1 protein-coding gene is annotated in these 246 nt (G+C 68.7%); it reads left to right on the forward strand.

The genetic code is table 11. The annotated features are described in order from the left end of the window. Positions 1–229 (forward strand): hypothetical protein (locus ACEN88_RS36005; protein ID WP_413347170.1); only part of this gene is annotated, 229 nt, incomplete at its 5' end. Positions 230–246: the final 17 nt, after the last annotated feature.

Raw genomic sequence — 246 nt, forward strand, 5'->3', positions numbered from 1 at the left:
GTCCACGGACGACACCGCGGCCCGCCAGGCGCAGTTCGACATCATCCAGCGCAAGCTCGTCGACGTCATGCCCTACGTGCCGATCATGACCGGCGGCACGACGAGCGAGTACAACGACGCCGGCTTCACGGGCTGGCCGACCGACGACGACCTGTACGCGTTCCCCGCCATCTGGGCCTCGCCGGACAACGCGCAGGTCTTCAAGGCGCTGAAGCCGGCCGGGGAGTAGCCGCATGACCGAGGAGG

Source organism: Massilia sp. CT11-108 (genome assembly GCF_047302915.1).
GTDB classification, from domain to species: Bacteria; Pseudomonadota; Gammaproteobacteria; order Burkholderiales; family Burkholderiaceae_D; genus Telluria; species Telluria orientalis.